The sequence below is a fragment of the Stenotrophomonas sp. CFBP 13724 genome (assembly GCF_014841975.1).
Classification (GTDB): Bacteria; Pseudomonadota; Gammaproteobacteria; order Xanthomonadales; family Xanthomonadaceae; genus Stenotrophomonas; species Stenotrophomonas lacuserhaii.
On the sequence record NZ_JACYUW010000003.1, the window covers coordinates 36,501 to 50,576 of the forward strand.

The 14,076-nt window shown below is 68.0% G+C and carries 14 protein-coding genes and 1 tRNA gene; 5 read left to right on the forward strand and 10 right to left on the reverse strand.

Annotation, left to right across the window (positions count from 1 at the left end; translation table 11 throughout):
• The first annotated feature begins 101 nt into the window (after nucleotides 1-101).
• Nucleotides 102-1,946 carry a peptidase gene (locus tag IFT63_RS13750; RefSeq protein WP_192084663.1) on the forward strand — a complete coding sequence of 615 codons (1,845 nt, stop codon included), beginning with the start codon at nucleotides 102-104 and terminating at the stop codon, nucleotides 1,944-1,946.
• Between the two features lie 32 nt (nucleotides 1,947-1,978).
• Here the strand turns inward: IFT63_RS13750 and IFT63_RS13755 are convergent.
• The 4 genes from IFT63_RS13755 to birA form a co-directional block, all read right to left on the reverse strand.
• A tRNA-Thr gene (locus IFT63_RS13755) sits at nucleotides 1,979-2,054 on the reverse strand.
• 45 nt (nucleotides 2,055-2,099) lie between these two features.
• The gene (locus IFT63_RS13760) at nucleotides 2,100-2,906 is read right to left on the reverse strand and encodes an SPOR domain-containing protein (RefSeq protein ID WP_192084665.1); all 807 of its coding nucleotides are present in this window, start codon (nucleotides 2,904-2,906) and stop codon (nucleotides 2,100-2,102) included.
• 9 nt (nucleotides 2,907-2,915) lie between these two features.
• Complete coding sequence (locus IFT63_RS13765; RefSeq protein WP_192084666.1) at nucleotides 2,916-3,656, reverse strand: type III pantothenate kinase; 741 nt, start codon at nucleotides 3,654-3,656, stop codon at nucleotides 2,916-2,918.
• Nucleotides 3,653-4,618, reverse strand: coding sequence for a bifunctional biotin--[acetyl-CoA-carboxylase] ligase/biotin operon repressor BirA (gene birA, locus IFT63_RS13770; protein ID WP_192084668.1), 966 nt, complete (start codon nucleotides 4,616-4,618; stop codon nucleotides 3,653-3,655). The genes IFT63_RS13765 and birA overlap by 4 nt, the downstream gene beginning before the upstream one ends.
• 131 nt (nucleotides 4,619-4,749) lie before the next feature.
• On the opposite strand from birA, the gene IFT63_RS13775 reads away from it, so the two are divergent.
• Together IFT63_RS13775 and IFT63_RS13780 are read left to right on the forward strand one after the other, a co-directional pair.
• Nucleotides 4,750-5,028 carry a hypothetical protein gene (locus IFT63_RS13775; protein ID WP_192084670.1) on the forward strand — a complete coding sequence of 93 codons (279 nt, stop codon included), beginning with the start codon at nucleotides 4,750-4,752 and terminating at the stop codon, nucleotides 5,026-5,028.
• Nucleotides 4,995-5,801: a zinc-dependent peptidase gene (locus IFT63_RS13780; protein WP_192084672.1), complete on the forward strand. Its 807-nt coding sequence runs from the start codon at nucleotides 4,995-4,997 to the stop codon at nucleotides 5,799-5,801. Before IFT63_RS13775 ends, IFT63_RS13780 begins: the two co-directional genes overlap by 34 nt.
• Before the next feature lie 77 nt (nucleotides 5,802-5,878).
• Here the strand turns inward: IFT63_RS13780 and IFT63_RS13785 are convergent, their stop codons facing one another.
• The 5 genes from IFT63_RS13785 to IFT63_RS13805 form a co-directional block, all read right to left on the reverse strand.
• The gene (locus tag IFT63_RS13785; RefSeq protein ID WP_192084951.1) at nucleotides 5,879-7,303 is read right to left on the reverse strand and encodes a sensor histidine kinase; all 1,425 of its coding nucleotides are present in this window, start codon (nucleotides 7,301-7,303) and stop codon (nucleotides 5,879-5,881) included.
• 22 nt (nucleotides 7,304-7,325) lie between these two features.
• Nucleotides 7,326-8,009 (reverse strand): response regulator transcription factor, encoded by a 684-nt coding sequence (locus tag IFT63_RS13790; protein WP_004136763.1) that lies wholly within the window; start codon nucleotides 8,007-8,009, stop codon nucleotides 7,326-7,328.
• A gap of 74 nt (nucleotides 8,010-8,083) precedes the next feature.
• Nucleotides 8,084-8,485: a hypothetical protein gene (locus IFT63_RS13795; protein WP_042613748.1), complete on the reverse strand. Its 402-nt coding sequence runs from the start codon at nucleotides 8,483-8,485 to the stop codon at nucleotides 8,084-8,086.
• 210 nt (nucleotides 8,486-8,695) lie between these two features.
• Nucleotides 8,696-9,712 (reverse strand): tRNA dihydrouridine(20/20a) synthase DusA, encoded by a 1,017-nt coding sequence (gene dusA / locus IFT63_RS13800; protein ID WP_042613747.1) that lies wholly within the window; start codon nucleotides 9,710-9,712, stop codon nucleotides 8,696-8,698.
• A 154-nt stretch (nucleotides 9,713-9,866) separates the two neighbouring features.
• Complete coding sequence (locus IFT63_RS13805) at nucleotides 9,867-11,330, reverse strand: SulP family inorganic anion transporter (RefSeq protein WP_042613746.1); 1,464 nt, start codon at nucleotides 11,328-11,330, stop codon at nucleotides 9,867-9,869.
• A gap of 282 nt (nucleotides 11,331-11,612) precedes the next feature.
• Here IFT63_RS13805 and IFT63_RS13810 point away from each other — a divergent pair, with 282 nt between their 5' ends.
• On the forward strand, nucleotides 11,613-12,569 hold the full coding sequence (locus tag IFT63_RS13810) for a cation transporter (RefSeq protein WP_235306051.1): 957 nt from the start codon (nucleotides 11,613-11,615) through the stop codon (nucleotides 12,567-12,569).
• A gap of 143 nt (nucleotides 12,570-12,712) precedes the next feature.
• On the opposite strand, the gene IFT63_RS13815 is transcribed toward IFT63_RS13810, so the two are convergent.
• On the reverse strand, nucleotides 12,713-13,537 hold the full coding sequence (locus IFT63_RS13815; RefSeq protein WP_042613744.1) for an AraC family transcriptional regulator: 825 nt from the start codon (nucleotides 13,535-13,537) through the stop codon (nucleotides 12,713-12,715).
• Between the two features lie 109 nt (nucleotides 13,538-13,646).
• Between IFT63_RS13815 and IFT63_RS13820 the strand changes: the two genes are divergently transcribed.
• Nucleotides 13,647-14,072: an organic hydroperoxide resistance protein gene (locus tag IFT63_RS13820; protein WP_192084674.1), complete on the forward strand. Its 426-nt coding sequence runs from the start codon at nucleotides 13,647-13,649 to the stop codon at nucleotides 14,070-14,072.
• Nucleotides 14,073-14,076 lie beyond the last annotated feature (4 nt).

The following is a 14,076-nucleotide window of genomic DNA, read 5'->3' on the forward strand; positions in this document are numbered from 1 at the left end:
GGACGCGTGCACTCTGGCCGGAGCACGTGATCGCACAGGTACCCAACACGTGGCTGCCGGACTACGATGAATCCATCGCTGAAAAGGTCGTCAGGATGGCAATGCCGTACCCAAGCAAATCCCGCCTCGCGCGGAAGCCGAGTACCCGCCTGCTGCTGACGCTGGCCTGCCTGCTGGCGTCGTCCAGCGCCGCGCTGGCAACGACGGTCGCCTCGCACGGCGAGTCGCAATCGGTAGACCCGGCGCGTTACTTCGCCACGCCAGCCGCAGAGCGCACCGCGCGCGCCGCGATCAAGCAGCGCTTCGATGCACTCCGAACCAGCAACAGCACGCTCCACATCGAAACCGACTTCCACACGCTGGAAGCACTGTTCGGTGAATGCCTGGATCACTACGCCTACCACGAGCTGATTGCCGCCCAGGACGCCAGTGACCGCGTAGCCAGTGCCGCACGCGATGACGTGGAAGCGCTTTGCGGCGACATCGCCAGCACCGCAAAGGCGCTTGTGCGCACCGCACCCGCTGCTGCGCGCTGGGCACAGCCGTACGCCTATCTGGCAGCGCGTAGCGCGCGCGCCGAGGCTCACGCGCTGCCTGCGGTCGCCAAGCCGATGGCAGCGGCCGCAGACACGGCGCTGGGCCGCTTCGAGCATGCGCACCGGCTGGCCACGCAGGGCACAGGCTTCCCCACGATGACAGTGGGCAGCCGCGTCATGAATGTCGCCGATGACTTCCACACCCTGATGGCCCTCCCGGACGAAGCCGCGCGCAAGCAGGCGTGGACGCTGCACCACGATGCGATGCTGCAGCGGAAGCCCGCGCTGGCGGATGCCTTGATCGGTATCGCCGCCCTGCGCGACGGACTGGCGGTGACGCGTGGCTATACCAGTGCCCCGGAGCAGGCCTATGCCGGCATGGGCCTTGGCGTCACCGAGGTGGACACCGCCCTCCATGCCCTGCAGTCACATGCGTCGTCGTTCGCCGCGTACCAAGCGCTATCGGAGACGTCTGGCAACAGCGACCCGGCCCCGTGGAATGACGAAGCGCCTCGCGCTGGCTTCAGCCCACCGGCGATGTCCATGGAGCAGGTACGGCAGATCGCGATGCGTGCCGCCGCCCGCCTGGGTCCTGAGCATGTCGCGCAGATCGGCGCGGTGCTGGACCCGGCCGGCGGCCGCATGGATTTCGCCAGCCAGCTGGGCCGCCGCAAGCGCGATGCGTTTTCCATCACCGCACCGCACTCCACGTCGGTGCTGTACGTGGGCCACCGGCGCGGCGACACCGAAAGCGATGTCGAGGTCGTGCACGAAGGCGCACATGCCGTGCATGGGCAGCTGATGAATGCCCATGGCACCTCGCCGCTGTTTCGCCATGGCACGTCATGGCTGGAGGAAACGTTCGCGCTCCTGGATGAGTTCCTCTACCGCGACCAGCTTGTAAGCGAAGCCACGACCCTCGGTGCCCGCGACTATTATCAACGCGGGCTGCTGCGCGATTTGGCCCTGCAGCTTTTCATCTCCGCCGAAGAGGCGCAGCTGGAAGCAGCGATCCACCAAGGTGTACACGACGGCACGGTGCGCGGGCCGGATGATCTTGACGCCCTCGCGGTGCAGATGCGCACGCTGCACGAAGGCGGCTTCAGCGGGCACGCCGGCCAGAACACCACCTGGGCGGGCAAGCGGCTGTTCTACCAGGACCCGCTGTACCTCACCAACTACCTGTTCGCCGGCCTGGTAGCGGTGAAGCTGTACGCGCTGAGCGCCGAAGATCCCGGCTTCGCCGCTCGCTACGCACAGGTGCAGGCACGCGGCTTCGACCGCGAGCCCGGCGAAGTGGTTGAAGAACTGATCGGCCACCCCGTCGACTGGACCCAACTCGCAGACGACGACGTCACGCTCTTCAACGCACGCGTAGCGGCGCTGAACCACCCCGACCCTGGCCAATAAAGCCCATGAGTGGATGCCAGTGGATCAAGGGATGGTGCCGCTTATCCGAATCGAACGGATGACCTACTGTTTACAAGACAGTTGCTCTACCAACTGAGCTAAAGCGGCACGGGGTACGACGCGTTCGTGGCCAGGCCGCGAAGCACGGCGATTCTACCGCAGACCAGCGCAGTCCAGCGAGCGTTGCTGCGCCGCCCCGCTACGCTGGCGCAGGCCGGGATCGGTCTTGCCATCGGCCAGCGCGCCCTGCAGCCACCACGTGGAGGCGCCTTCGCCACCACTGAGCTGGGCCTGGAATCCGGCCGCGCGCAGTGCCGCCAGCCGGCGCTCGGCCCCTTCGCGATTGCGGTACTGGCCCAGCGCGATGGCGTTGGCGTCAGGTCCCTGGCCAATCACGTAGTAGTCGCTCAGGCCGGCGGCGACGATCCGCTGCACGGTCACCTGGGCGGCTTCGCGGTTCTCTGCCGGCGGCATCATCACCCGGTAGCGCGAGGTGGCCCCGGGCGTCGATTGTTCGCGCAGGCGCGTTCGTGTCAGCGCCGCACCGGCCTTGACCAAGGCGCCTTGGGCGGCGGCCTGGTCCGCGAACGGACCCAGCGCGACGCAACGCTCGGGCGCTGCGAGGGTAGGCGCGGGTTCCGCTGCTGGGGCAGGCGTTGCCACCACTGCGGCAGCAACCGGAGCCGGACGCGCTTCGGCTGCGACGGGCGCTCCGGTGGACGGTGAAGCGGCCACCGCTGCGGCAGGTTCGGCAGCGGCGGGCGTGGTATCGGTCAGCGGCGCGGTGGACGCCGTTGGCGAGGGCGCCGTCACCGGGGCGGCCGCATCCACCAACTGCAGTTCGGCCACGCCGGAAGGCAGCTTCACGTCCGGCACAACCGGCTCACCGCGCAGCATCCACCACAGGGCGACGCTCACGTTGAGCAACACGAGGAACACGATCAGGGCACGGGTCAGCATCTGCCGATCCTAGCCTGTCGCCGACGGCAGGTGAACGGCCCAGCGTGCCAGCCCATCGAGCACCAGCAGCGGCTGGTGGCCCGCATCGGCCGGCAGCTGCGGCAACAGCGCCGGTGCGCCGCCGCCGTGCAGCAGCAGGTCCACCGGTGCCTGCAGCCGCTGCCGTGCCTGCTCGCGGCTGCGTTCGATCAGCGCGATCGCCGCGCCGTCGCAGCCGGATGCCAGCGCATCATCGGTGTCATCGGCGAACTCGCGGTAGTGCCCGCCACTGGCCGGCAACTGCGCCGCGCGCGCATGCAGGGCTTCGCGCATGGTGGTCGGAGAGGCCGCGATGCGACCCCCGTGGTGCTGGCCGTGGGCGTCCAGCAGGTCGATGGTCAACGCGGTGCCGACACCAGCCACCAGCACGTGGCGCTGCGTGCGCGCCGCCGCCAGCAGGGCCAGGAAACGATCCACGCCGAAGCGCGCGGGCGTGGCATAGACGATGCGCACATCGGCGAACGCCGCTTCGGTGCGGGCCACGTGCACGTGCTGGAAGCGCATGCGCAGGATCTCCAGCATGGTGGCGGTCATTCCGGTGGCGGCCACGCTGGCCACGTAGGCGGTACCGCCCTGCGGCAGCGTGCGCAGCGCTTCGCCGCGCAGGTCCTCGGCGCCGTGGGTCCACGCCTGCACCTCGCCGGCGCGGTCGCCGAGCAGCGGGGCGTACTTGAAACGGGAATTTCCCAGGTCGAACAACCAGTCGCTCATCGTGCCCTCACGCTGACTTCGCCGGCGTGCACAGGCTGCTCGCGGCCGTCGATTTCCACTCGCAACGCGCCATCATCGGCCAGGCCCAGCGCGCGGCCGTCCTGCCAGGCGCCAGCCAGTTCCACCCGTATCTCGCGCCCGGCCAGGCTGTCCAGCGCGGCATAGCGCGGCAGGAACGGGGCCAGGCCCTCGGCTTCGAATTGTTCCAGCGCTGGCAGCAGCGCGGCCAGCACCGCGGTTGCCACCTCGTTGCGCTGCACCGGCTCGCCCGCCACCTGGTCCAGGTCGGTCCACGGCTGGTCGATGCGTTCAGCGAACGCTGGCGGCATGTGTACGTTGAGGCCGATGCCGATCACCGCGCGCGCCGGGCCGGCGAACTCACCGCCGCCTTCCACCAGCAGGCCGCCCAGCTTGTGGCCATCCACCACCAGATCGTTGGGCCATTTCAACTGCACCTGGGCATGACCGAGCCCGCGCAGGGCCTCGGCCACCGCCACGCCCGCCACCAGGCTCAGCCCGCCCAGCTGGGCCAACCCACCGGCGAAGCCGCGCAGCACCGAAAGGTAGATATGCGCGGCCAGCGGCGAGGCCCAGTCGCGCCCACGACGGCCGCGGCCACCGGTCTGGCGCTCGGCCAGCATGACGCGACTGCCGCGCTCAGGAGCGCTGCAGCGCAGCAATTCGGTGTTGGTGGACACCGTGCTCCAGACCACCTGCAGATCGTCCAGCAGCGCATCGGCGGTGGCAGGCAGCGCGGCGCGGATGCGGCCCGCATCCAGCAGGTCGACCGCCTGGGACAGCGTGTAGCCATCCCCGGCGCGGCCTTCGATCGCCACGCCGGCTGTCCTAAGTCCTTGAATGCGTTTCCAGATGGCCGCCCGGGTCTGGCCCAGCTCGCGCGCCAGGGCATCACCGGACAGGGGTCCGGCGGCCAGTTTTGCCAGCAGTTCGCGGTCGTCCACGGCAGCTTCCGTCAGATAAACAGGGAAAGTATGCGGCAAAGGAATTGCCCCTGCCCGGCGGGGCTTCCAATAGGCGGCCTGATTCGGGCTAGAATCGGGAACTCACTCGCCCTTAACCACGGATGTCGTCGATGCGCTGTTCTGCCCATTGCCTGGTCCTGTTGATGGCCCCGCTGCTTGCCACCGCGTCTACCGTGATGGCCAGTGAAGGGCGCGGTGACTGTGTCTATTCCACGCCCGATGCCGAACGCCCGCCGACCGCACGCAGTGCTGCCGCCGGGGTGCCCAGCACGCCCAAGCCGGTGCCTGCCCAGGCCACCAGCAGTGGCGGCGGCGGGGGCGAGGATGACGTGCTGCAGCGACTGCGCGCGCCGAAGTGGCACAGCTTCCTGCCGGGTATGTTCCGCTGATCCAGGAGTTGTCGCGCTGGCTGCGGCCAGCCCCCCGTCCCATTCCCGAACCGCTGTGGCAGCAGGCCTGCCGGGATATTCCGTGGCTGCAGGGCCTGCCCGCCGATCGACTGGATGCGCTGCGCACGCTGGCGACCCGCTTCCTGCACGAAAAGACCATCAGCCCGCTGGGCGACCTGGTGCTGCGCGACGAAGACATCGTGCTGCTGGCGGCGGTGTGCTGCCTGCCGCTGCTGGGGCTGGGCGAAGCCGGCCTGCGTGGCTGGTCGCAGCTGATCCTGTACCCGGACGCGTTCCGGGTACAGCGCAGCCATGTGGATGCTGCCGGCGTGCTGCACGAGTGGGACGACGAGCTGATCGGCGAGAGCTGGGACAGCGGCCCGTTGATCCTGTCCTGGGCGGATATCCAGGCCGACCTGCAGGCGCCGTTCGATGGCTATTGCGTGGCGGTGCACGAGATGGCGCACAAGATCGATGCGCTGGATGGCGCAATCGACGGCACGCCGCCGTTGCCGCGTGCCTGGCAGCGCGAGTGGGCGGCCGATTTCCAGCGCGCCTACGATGCGTTCTGCGTGCAGGTGGATGCGGGCGAGGAAACGCTGATCGATCCGTATGCGGCCGAGGCGCCGGAAGAGTTCTTCGCGGTGGTCAGTGAATACCATTTCTCCGCACCGGACGTGTTGGCCGAGGCGCTGCCCAGCGTGGCCGGGCACCTGCGGCGGTTTTACGGTGAGCCGCCGGTACTGTCGGCGCTGGAGCACGTGGCGCGGTGATGGCTTCCGCCGAGCATGGCTCGGCGCTACCGGAAGATCATGCGGCGATGCCGCCGTGGTAGCGCCCCGCGCGGCGCTTACGGGCCGGCCGGCAGCCGCACTTCGAAGCGCGCGCCACCCAGTTCGGAAGAGCGCGTCACCAGCAGCTCACCGCGGTAATCCTTGATCAGGTCCTGCACGATCGACAGGCCGATGCCGTGGCCCTGCACGCGCTCATCGCCACGCACGCCGCGCTGCAGCACCTTGGCGATGTCTTCCGGAGCGATACCGGGGCCGTCGTCGTCCACCGCCAGCAGCAGGCCCGGACGGCGCGTGTTCGGCGCCGGCTGCGGCTGCGCGGTCAGCAGCACGCGACGGTTGGCCCACTTGAACGCGTTCTCCAGCAGGTTGCCGAGCAGCTCCTGCAGGTCGCCGGGTTCACCGTGGAAGCGCGATCCCGGATCGATGTCGAACTCGCACAGCACACCCTTGGCGGCGTAGACCTTTTCCAGCCCGCGCACGATTTCTTCGGCATTGGATTCGATCGGCAGCGGCGCGGAGAACAGCTTGTGTCCGGACGAGGCAGCGCGTGCCAGCTGGTAGGACACCAGGTTGTTCATGCGCTGCAGCTGCACGTCCAGTTCCTCGCGCAGCGCATCGTTGCTCGATCCGCTGTCCATCTGCGTGCGCAGCACGGCGATCGGGGTCTTCAGGCTGTGCGCCAGGTCGGCCAGCGTGTTGCGCTGGCGCTCCAGGTTTTCGCGCTCGCTTTCAATGAAGGCGTTGATGCTGTCGGTCAGCGGTTCCAGCTCGCGCGGATGGCGTTCGCTCATGCGCTCGCTTTCTCCGCGTTGCACGCGGGTCAGCTCGGTGATCACCCGGCGCATCGGGCGCAGGCTCCACTGCAGGATGACCGTCTGCAACAACAGCAGGATCAGGCCGATGCCGCCCAGGTAGAACCATACCCGGCCGCGGAACACGCGCAGCTGCGCGCCCAGTGCACCGGAGTCCTCCATCACGTAGATGGTGTACGGAAATTCGGTCGCCGGGTCCGCGTCGGCATCCCACACCAGGCCCAAGCCGTAGCGGTAGACCGAGCCCTCGCTGCCGTCGATCTGGATGATCGGCAGCGGACCTTCGAAGACCTCCTGGCGCGGTGCCAGCAGGCCGCCGCCGCGGTTGGGCAGCATCGGGCCTTCGGCGGACATCGAATTGACCTTGCCGTCCGGTGTGACCACCTGCAGGTACAGGCCGCTGCCGGGCACGTCGAAGCGTGGATCCGGCGGATGCTCGCGCAGGTACAGCGAACGGTCGCGGGTGAAGTCACTGCCCGCAGCGTAGGCCGTGGCGTAGTTCTTCAGGCGTTCGCGCAGGTTGGCGCGCGCGGTATCGGCGAACGCCGCGTCCAGCGCGTAGCCGGCCAGTGCCAGGAAGGCCACCAGACCCACGGACGCAGCCAGCAGCTGGCGCGCCTGCAGGGAGCGCGGCCGCCAGCGTCGGAAGAACCACAGACGGCCGGACATCATCTTCTAGCCTGCAGCAGGCTCAGCCCTCGTTGCGCGGGATCGCGAAACGGTAGCCGCGGCCGCGCACGGTCTCGATCGGCTTCAGTTCACCGTCCGGATCCAGCTTCTTGCGCAGGCGGCCGATGAACACTTCCAGCACGTTCGAGTCGCGGTCGAAATCCTGCTGGTAGATGTGCTCGGTGAGGTCGGCCTTGGAGACCAGTTCACCGGCATGCATCATCAGGTATTCCAGCACCTTGTATTCATAGCTGGTGAGGTCGACGTTGCTGCCGGCCACGCTGACCGTCTGTGCCGCCAGGTCCAGTGCCACCGGACCGCATTCCAGGGTCGGCTTGCTCCAGCCCGCAGCGCGGCGCAACAGCGCATTGACGCGTGCCAGAAGCTCTTCGACATGGAACGGCTTGACCAGGTAATCGTCGGCGCCCTGCTTGAGCCCTTCGACCTTGTCCTGCCAGCTGGAACGGGCGGTGAGGATCAGGACCGGGAACTTCTTGCCCTCGTCGCGCAGCGCCTTGATCAGCTCCATGCCGGACATCTTCGGCAGGCCCAGATCGATGATGCCAACGTCGAACGGCACTTCGCGGCCCATGTACAGACCTTCCTCGCCATCCTGCGCCGCGTCGACGGCAAAGCCTTCGCGCTTGAGCCGGGCTGCAAGGGTCTCGCGCAGCGGGGCTTCGTCTTCGACCAGAAGGATACGCATGAACTCTCCCTAGTGTGCTGGGGTCGGCCGGTTGGGCCGGTGGAAATCGGGTGTGATGCGACAATAATCCCCGTTCAGGGGTTATCGCCGCGTAGTGAAGACATATCCGATCGGGGCGGGCGAGCCTGTGAACGCTGCTGCACGGGATCATCCATGTAGCGGACGCGGCCACGCTCATCCATGTATTTCACGCGGTTGATGTCGCGCCCATCAAACGGCACCCGCTCGGCGCCCAGGATGTGTCCACCGGTGGATCGCTGCACCCGCCGCACGGCGTCGGACAGGGAGCGCTCATCACCGCGTTGGGACCCCCGCATGACCACTTCCGGACGTTCCCGCATCTGCGCCCGCTGCGCCATGGTCTGCTGCATCTGGCCCTGCATCGGTGCCTGCGCGACGGCGTGCAGCGGCGCGAACGCCACCAGCACCACGACCGTGGCGAGGGCAAGTTGGCAGGGGGAAGAACGGGAGGACATCGTTGGATCCTAGCCGAGGCCGGCAATTCGTTCAAAAATTGTGAAGTCCGCGTCCGGACGCGAGGTCCGGGGCTTTACAAATCTTTTGCAAATTTCGGCTTTTGCCAGTGAATCCGGTCTGAACTTTCCTGAAGATCGGATGTCTATATTCAGGTAAGTGAACATACTAACAGCGTTCGGGGCCGTCTGCGGCCCCTTGCGCGCATCGCGTCAGGCCGCTTCGCGCCCACCATCACGTTCGGTGGCTGACAGGGCCTGCTCCACCAGGCTCCAGTCCGCGCCCGGGCGATGTGCGCCCTCGCTGAGGATCTGGCGGAACGCGCGGCCCCCCGGTTGCCCGTGGAACAAGCCCAGGATGTGCCGGGTGATGTGCTTGAGCGCCGACCCTTCAGCCAGCCGCGCTTCCACGTAGGGACGCAGCGCGCGCAGCAGCGCCTGCCGTGCCTGCAACGGGGCGCCGGTCTGCAGCGCCTCCAGCTGATGCAGAAGGTAGGGATCGTGGTAGGCCGCACGGCCCAGCATCACCCCGTCCACCTTGCCGCCCTGGGCCTGCACCGCCTCGATGCTGGCCAATCCACCGTTGAGCACCACCGGCAGCTCCGGACGCTCCTGCTTGAGCCGGTAGGCCCAGTCGTAACGCAGCGGTGGCACTTCGCGGTTTTCCTTCGGCGACAGGCCCTTCAGCCAGGCATTGCGCGCGTGCACCACCAGCATCGGTGCACCGGCGGCGACCTGCTGGTCGACAAACGCAGCGAAGGCCTCGTAGTCGTTGTCATCGTCCACCCCGAGCCGGCATTTGACCGTGACCGGGATATCCACCGCGGCCACCATCGCCGCTACGCAGTCGGCCACCAGGGCCGGTTCGCGCATCAGGCAGGCGCCGAAGCGGCCGGCCTGGACACGGTCGGATGGGCAGCCGCAGTTGAGGTTGACCTCGTCATAGCCCCAGTCCTGGGCAATGCGCGCGGCCTGCGCCAGCAGGGCCGGATCGCTGCCGCCCAACTGCAGGGCCAGCGGCGTTTCGGCCGGATCGAAGCCGAGCAGGCGCTGGCGATCACCGTGGATCACCGCATTGGCGTGCACCATTTCCGTGTACAGGCGCGCGCCGGGCGCCAGCAGCCGGTGGAACACGCGGCAATGGCGGTCCGTCCAATCCATCATCGGGGCGACGGAAAGGCGCAGGGAGTCGGCGTAGCGGGACGCGGCGGTGGCGGTTGGCTGGGTCATGGGGACGCTGGAGAATCAGGGGCGGCAGGCAATGCCTGCATGATCAATAGTTTACACCGGTCGGCTGAATGGTCCGGGTGGGCACGGGCGTGACGACCAACGGGCGTCGCCGACCACCTGCTTGACGGCCAGCGGCCGTCACTACCGGCAGGGATCAATGCGCGCTGCCGGTAGGGCCCTTGCGCCCTACCCGCTCGATCAGCGTTTCGCTGGCGGCGTTCAGACCCACCACCTCCACCACCGCGCCATGCGCGCGCAGCTTTTCCACCGTGCGCTCCAGCGCACCCACCGCGGTGAGGTCCCACAGATGGGCGTGCTGCAGGTCGATCTCAACGCGCGGCGCTACGTGCTGGTAATCGAAGGCCGCGCCGAACTGCCCGGCCGATGCGAAGAATACTTGTCCACGCACCACATACCGTTGCGCGCCCTCGTGGTCATCACGCTGCACGTCCAGCATGCCGCCGACCTTGCGCGCGAAGAACAACGCCGACAGCAGTACGCCGCTGAGCACGCCCTTGGCCAGGTCATGGGTGGCCACGGTCACCACCACGGTCAGCAGCATCACCGCCGAGGAACTGCGTGGATGCGTGCGCAGGTCGCGCAGCGAGCGCCAACTGAAAGTGCCGATGCTGACCATGATCATCACCGCCACCAGGGCGGCCATCGGGATCTGCCGTACCAGGTCGCTGCCGTACACCACCAGCACCAGCAGCAGCGCGCCGGCGATCAGGCAGGACAGGCGCCCACGCCCGCCACTGGTGACGTTGATCACCGACTGGCCGATCATCGCGCAGCCGGCCATGCCGCCGAAGAAACCGGTCACCGTATTGGCCAGGCCCTGGCCGGCGCACTCGCGGTTGCGTTCGCTCGGCGTTTCGGTGATGTCCTCCACGATCTGCAGGGTCATCATCGATTCCAGCAGCCCCACCACCGCCAGGGTGGCCGACACCGGCAGCAGGATGCGCAGCGTCTCCCAGTTCAGCGGCACGTCCGGCAGGAAGAAGGACGGCAGGCTGTCCGGCAGTTGGCCCATGTCGCCCACGGTCCGTACCTCGATGCCGAAGCCGATCACCACCGCAGTGAGGATGCCGATCGCGACCAACGGCGAAGGCACCGCGCGGGTGATCCGCGGCAGCAGATAGATGATCGCCAGCGCCGCCGCACACAGCAGGTAGACCATCGGGCCGCGGCCGACCAGCTCCGGCAGCTGGGCCATGAAGATCAGGATGGCCAGTGCGTTGACGAAGCCGGTGATGACCGAGCGCGAGACGAAGCGCATCAGCGAACCGAGCTTCAGCGCGCCGGCGGTCATCTGCAGCAGGCCGGTCAGGATGGTGGCGGCGAACAGGTACTGCAGGCCGTGGTCCTTGACCAGGTCGACCATCACCAGCGCCATCGCACCGGTGGCGGCCGAGATCATGCCGGGGCGGCCGCCGGCGATGGCGGTGATGACCGCGATCGAGAACGAGGCGTACAGGCCGACCTTGGGGTCGACCCCGGCGATCAGCGAGAACGCGATCGCTTCGGGGATCAGCGCCAGGGCGACGACGATGCCGGACAGCACGTCGCCACGGACGTTGCCGAGCCACTGCTGGCGCAGCGGGTAATGGGTCTGCATGGGATTTCCTTGGCGCACGTGGTCACGGCCACGCAGCGCTGCAATGGGTACGCGGGTTCCTGATGCCGGACAGGTCCGGCTGCCATGCGGCAGGGTTCAGGGTGGCGTGGTCACTGCGTACGGGCTTCGCGGAGGGCGGGAAGCGCGGAAGTCTACGGCAGCCAAGGCCAGCGCGGTAGCGCCGCGCCGTGCTCGGCCGAAGAACGAGGCTGCCGCGCTGCGCGCTCGCCGAGCGTGGCTCGGCGCTACGGGCGGGTCATGGTCCCGGCCTACAATCACGGGATGGCCATCATTCCCCCACGTTTCTTCGATACCCGCACCGAGCAGGGGGTGTTACGCCTTTCGATCGCCGGCACCCTGGTGATGGCGGCCATGGCCGTGGGCTTCGGGCTGTACGCCAACTCCTCGCTGATCATCTTCGACGGCATCTACGGCCTGATCGACGTGGTCATGACCTGGCTGTCGCTGCTGGTCGCCCGGCTCATCGCCCAATCGACCAATACCGATACGCTGCAGTCGCGGCTCAACCAGCGTTTTTCGATGGGCTTCTGGCACCTGGAACCGATCGTACTGGGGGTCAGCGGGACGCTGATGATCGGCGCGGCGCTGTATGCCTTCGTCAACGCCGTGGATGCGCTCACCTCGGGCGGGCGCTTGATCGCGCTCGGCCCGGCCATCACCTTCGGGGTGATCTCGCTGCTGGCCGAAGGGGCGCTGGCCGCGTTCGTGCTGCGTGCCAACCGGCACATCGGCTCGGACTTCATCGCCCTGGATGCGAAGAACTGGATCATCGCCGCCAGCATGTCGGCCTGCTACCTGCTGGCCTTTGTCGCTGGCGTGCTGGTGCGCGGCACCCCTCTGGACTGGATCGGCCCGTACATCGATCCGGGCATCCTGGCGGTGGTCTGCCTGTTCGTGATGGTGGCCCCGCTGGGAACCGTACGCCAGGCGCTTGCGGGCATCCTGCTGGTCGCACCGCAGGAGCTGCGCAGCCACGTGGATACGGTGGCGCGCGATGTGGTGGCGCGGCACGGTTTCCTGGACTACCGCAGCTACGTGGCGCAGGTGGGCCGCGGCGAGCAGATCGAACTGTTCTTCGTGGTGCGCGCCGACGATCCGCCACGCGCGCTGGCCGAATGGGACCGGCTGCGCGATGAGATCGGCGACCTGCTGGGCGAGGAATCGCCGGATCGCTGGCTGACCATCATGTTCACCACCGACCTGGAATGGGCGGTGTGACCCGGTAGCGCCGAAGGCAGCGGCTGGAGCCGCTGCCAACGTCGCTCGCGGCGGCCCGCAGGGTGCCGGTCAGGACGACCGGCATAGCCGTGCGCGGCGGACAAACTGCACCGCGCGGGGCGCTCGCCGAGCATGGCTCGGCGCTACCTTGCAGCCTGCTTCCACTCGCGCGGCGACTGCCCGGTCTGCGCCTTGAACGCCCGCGACAACGCCGCTTCGCTGCCGTAGCCCACGTCACCGGCGATGCGCTTCAGCGGCTGGCCACGACGCAGCGCCTGCTGCACCAGCCTGGTCCGCCACGCCTGCAGGTACTGCCCGGGGGTACTGCCGATCACCTCGCGGAAGCCTTCGGCAAAAGCGCTGCGTGACATCCCGGCACGTTCGGCCAGCGCGTGCAGCGACCATTCTTCCGCCGGCTGCTCATGCATGGCCACCAGCGCATGGCGCAGCCGTGGATGGCCCATGCCGGCCAGCAGCCCGACCTGGATCTGGCCGTTTTCCATCAGCGTGCGCAGCACCTGGATGATCACCAGTTCGAACAGACGATCGAGCATCGCCTGGCGGCCGCAGCGCTGCGCGAACGCTTCTTCGAACAGCACGCCGAGCACCGCGTTGCTGCCCAGCAGGTCGGCCAGCGGCAGGCAGACCGGGCTCGGCAACGCATCGGCCACCGGGCTGCCTTCGCCGGCTTCGAAACGCAGCCCGGCGGTCACCAGCGGCACCCGCAATCCGTCATCGACGTTGAAATGATGTTCGCGCGGGCGGGCGTACAACAGCACGCTGGGCTGGTCGATGCGCAGGCGGGTGCCATCGCGGTCCACCACTTCGACACCGCCCTGGCTGAGCAGGTGTAGCAGCGGTTGGCTGGCGGCCTGTGCCGGCGCCCAGTGGCCACTGATCTGGCCGCCCTGCAGCAGGCGCGCACTGACGGGGAAGCGGTCGAGCAGGGATTCAAGTCGATCGAGCATGGCTGGACGATCCATCAAGTTTTCCGGACTCCATGTTGCCACACGTCCAGCCAAGGCGCGCAAAGTACACCTCACCGGCCAACCGGCCATCCCAACAAGGAACTCCGCCATGTCGATCGAAAAGGTTCTCTACACCGCCCAGGCCACCGCAACCGGCGGCCGCGAAGGCCGCGCTGTGTCCTCCGACAACGTGCTGGACATCCAGCTGTCGACTCCGCGCGAACTCGGCGGTGCCGGCGGCCCGGGCACCAACCCGGAGCAGCTGTTCGCTGCCGGCTATTCGGCCTGCTTCCTGGGCGCGCTGAAGTACGTCGCCGGCCAGGCCAAGGTCGCGCTGCCGGCTGACACCACCGTTGCCGGCAAGGTCGGCATCGGCCAGATCCCGACCGGTTTCGGCATCGAGGCCGAGCTGACCATCACCGCGCCGGGCGTGCCGCGCGAGCAGCTGGAAGAACTGGTGCAGAAGGCCCACGTCGTCTGCCCATACTCCAATGCGACCCAGGGCAACATCGACGTCAAGCTGATCGTGGCCTGATCTG